This is a genomic window from Pseudomonas sp. 05L36 (assembly GCF_056398125.1).
Genome location: NZ_JBFTOU010000069.1, coordinates 1 through 2580, shown reverse-complemented (window position 1 = coordinate 2580; position 2580 = coordinate 1). Strand labels below are relative to the sequence as shown.

Below are 2580 nucleotides of genomic sequence, written 5' to 3'. Positions count from 1 at the left end.
TGTCGGCGCTGATTGAAAACTGACCCACCCTGCCGATTGAAAATTGACCCAGGGCGGATTGCTGATTTTTGCATCAGCAATTGTGGATAAGCTTAGCAGTCGTGTCCCGGTGGAAGAGGCATTAAGCCCCACCGCATGTGGGCATGCGGCAGGGTATTTTCGGTGCTGATCAGAGCAGCTCATCGTCCTCGATACCATCTTCGACCTTGCGCTTTCGTTCACGTGATTTGATCTTTGTCTGCGCGGCCAGAGTGCTGTGTTGCAGGCGGTAGGACTCGTTGCCCGTTTCGACGATGTGGCAGTGGTGTGTCAGCCGATCCAGCAACGCTGTGGTCATCTTGGCGTCACCAAATACACTCGACCATTCCGAGAAGCTGAGGTTGGTGGTGATCACCACGCTGGTGTGCTCGTATAGCTTGGATAGCAAGTGAAATAACAGGGCACCACCGCTCTGACTGAAGGGCAAATACCCCAGTTCATCGAGTATCACCAGGTCTGTTCGTAACAGCCCTTGAGCTATGCGGCCCGTCTTGCCGTCGTACTTTTCGCGCTCCAGCAGATTGACCAGATCCACCGTGGAGTAGAAGCGCACGCGTTTGTGATGCGTCGTGATCCCGGACACGGCTAAGGCGGTGGCGAGGTGTGTTTTGCCTGTACCAGGCCCGCCGATGAACACGACATTCTGCGCGGTATCGGTGAATTCCAGGCTGGACAAATCCCTGACCAGGCGGGCGTCTGCACTGGAAGCGCTGAAGTCGAAACCGGCCAAATCACGATGCATGGGGAGTTTGGCCATGTTCATCTGGTGGTTCACTGAGCGCACCGCTCGATCCGCATGTTCTTGTTGGAGAAGATGCTCAAGCAGCCATTTCGACGAGGTCGTTGAGGCTTCGCCTTGCGAGGCCAGTTCTTCCCAGGCGCTGGCCATGCCATGCAGACGCAGTTCTTTGAGTTCCGCCTTAAGATCACGCATTGCGAGTCTCCTCATCGGTGGTACGGAGCCGGTCGTAGCGTGCCGTATTGGCGACAGGCGCTATCTTGAGTTGCAGGCTGGTTTCGGCGGACGGAGGGGCTGCTGTCGATGTCAGTCGAGCCAGGACATTCAGGATGTGGTCAGCACTCAAGCTGCCTGATTCCAGTACCAACTCCACAGCCACCAATACGGCGTCGAGCCCGGCGATGGGAACAGCCGCCAGTACCTGCGTCATGACTCGATCACCATTGGTGTGCCGCCTCAGACCGCGTTTTAGCAGTTGCAACGGCTTCGGCAGATCGGCAAACGGAGCGCCATTGCGCAGCGCACCGGGCTTGCGTTCGATGAGCGGGATGTAATGCTGCCAGTCAAAACTGACCTGATCTCGATCAAACAGGCGCTCGTGACTGGCAATCATCGTTTCATCGGCGATGACCACCACCCGCGTGGGATACAAACGGCTGCTGACCCACTGACCGACCCGCTCACACGGCACCGAGTAGCGATTTCGCGCCACGCTGATCAGGCAGGTACTGGAGACCCGTACGGTGCGCTCGACGTAGCCATCAAAGGCAGTCGGCATCGGCATCAATTCGGCGCGTTCCAGCTCCAGGACGTCCGCCACTGTCAGCCCGTTGTATTGCGGGTGCACCAGTTCGTCCCAGAGCGCACGGCAGCGTTGGCCGAGCCAGGCATTCAATTCCTCGAAGGTGTGGAACATGCAATTTTGAGCATCGAGCCAGATGCGCCGTCGGCTGTCTTGGACGTTCTTTTCAACGATGCCTTTTTCCCAGCCGGAGGCCACGTTGCAGAAGTCCGGGTCGAACAGGTAGTGCGCACACATCACGGCAAACCGGGCATTGACCGTGCGGCCTTTACCCTTGTTGACCTTGTCGACAGCCGTTTTCATGTTGTCGTAGATGCCACGACGCGGCACCCCACCTAACGCACCAAACGAGCGGGTATGGGCATCGAACAACATCTCGTGGCCTTGGCTGGGATACGCAACCAACCAAAATGCGCGACTGGCGCACAGCTTCATATGGGAGACCTGGATGCGTCGGAACAGGCCGCCGATCAGCAGACCTTCTTCGCTCCAGTCGAATTGAAAGGCCTCGCCGAGTGCAAAGGTCAGCGGCACAAAGGCCCGTAAAGACTTGCCTTGCTGGCCGCGCCACGAGCGTATGAAGGCGGTGAGCTGGCTGTAGCCGCCGTCGTACCCCTCGGCCTTGATCTGTTCGAAGAGTGCTTTGGCACTTCTGCGGTTGTGCTTTGCCCGAAACGAATCGGCCTTGAGCGCCTGCTCCAGCGTCTCGTGAAATGGACTGAGTTTGTTGAAGGTTGCGCACCGTTGGTACGCAGGCTGAGTGGCTTCGGGTGCTCTGACCCATTTTCGAATGGTATTTCTCGACAGTCCGGTACGCTTGGCTATCTGATGCAGCGAGAGCTTGTCGCGGAAGTACATCCGCCGGATTTTTCCCAACATTTCCATGCTGATCACCCTGTGTTCTCCTGCTCGAAAAGTGAGCAGAAGCAATTGAACACCTGGGTCAGTTTTCAGTCGGCAGAACAGCCTTTACTGGGTCAGTTTTCGGTCAGCGGCAACA

2 protein-coding genes are annotated in these 2580 nt (G+C 57.3%); both read right to left on the bottom strand.

Going from position 1 to position 2580, the window contains the following annotated elements:
- Positions 1-169: 169 nt before the first annotated feature.
- Positions 170-973: an IS21-like element helper ATPase IstB gene (istB, locus tag AC1DKH_RS30250; protein ID WP_477800215.1), complete on the bottom strand. Its 804-nt coding sequence runs from the start codon at positions 971-973 to the stop codon at positions 170-172.
- Positions 966-2465, bottom strand: coding sequence for an IS21-like element ISPpu27 family transposase (gene istA / locus AC1DKH_RS30245; protein WP_477800216.1), 1500 nt, complete (start codon positions 2463-2465; stop codon positions 966-968). Before istA ends, istB begins: the two co-directional genes overlap by 8 nt.
- Positions 2466-2580: the final 115 nt, after the last annotated feature.

What these genes read in the sequence shown, in the direction of transcription:
- istB (WP_477800215.1), bottom strand. Translation starts at nt 973, where the DNA reads ATGCGTGATCTTAAGGCGGAACTCAAAGAACTGCGTCTGCATGGCATG.
- istA (WP_477800216.1), bottom strand. Translation starts at nt 2,465, where the DNA reads ATGGAAATGTTGGGAAAAATCCGGCGGATGTACTTCCGCGACAAGCTC.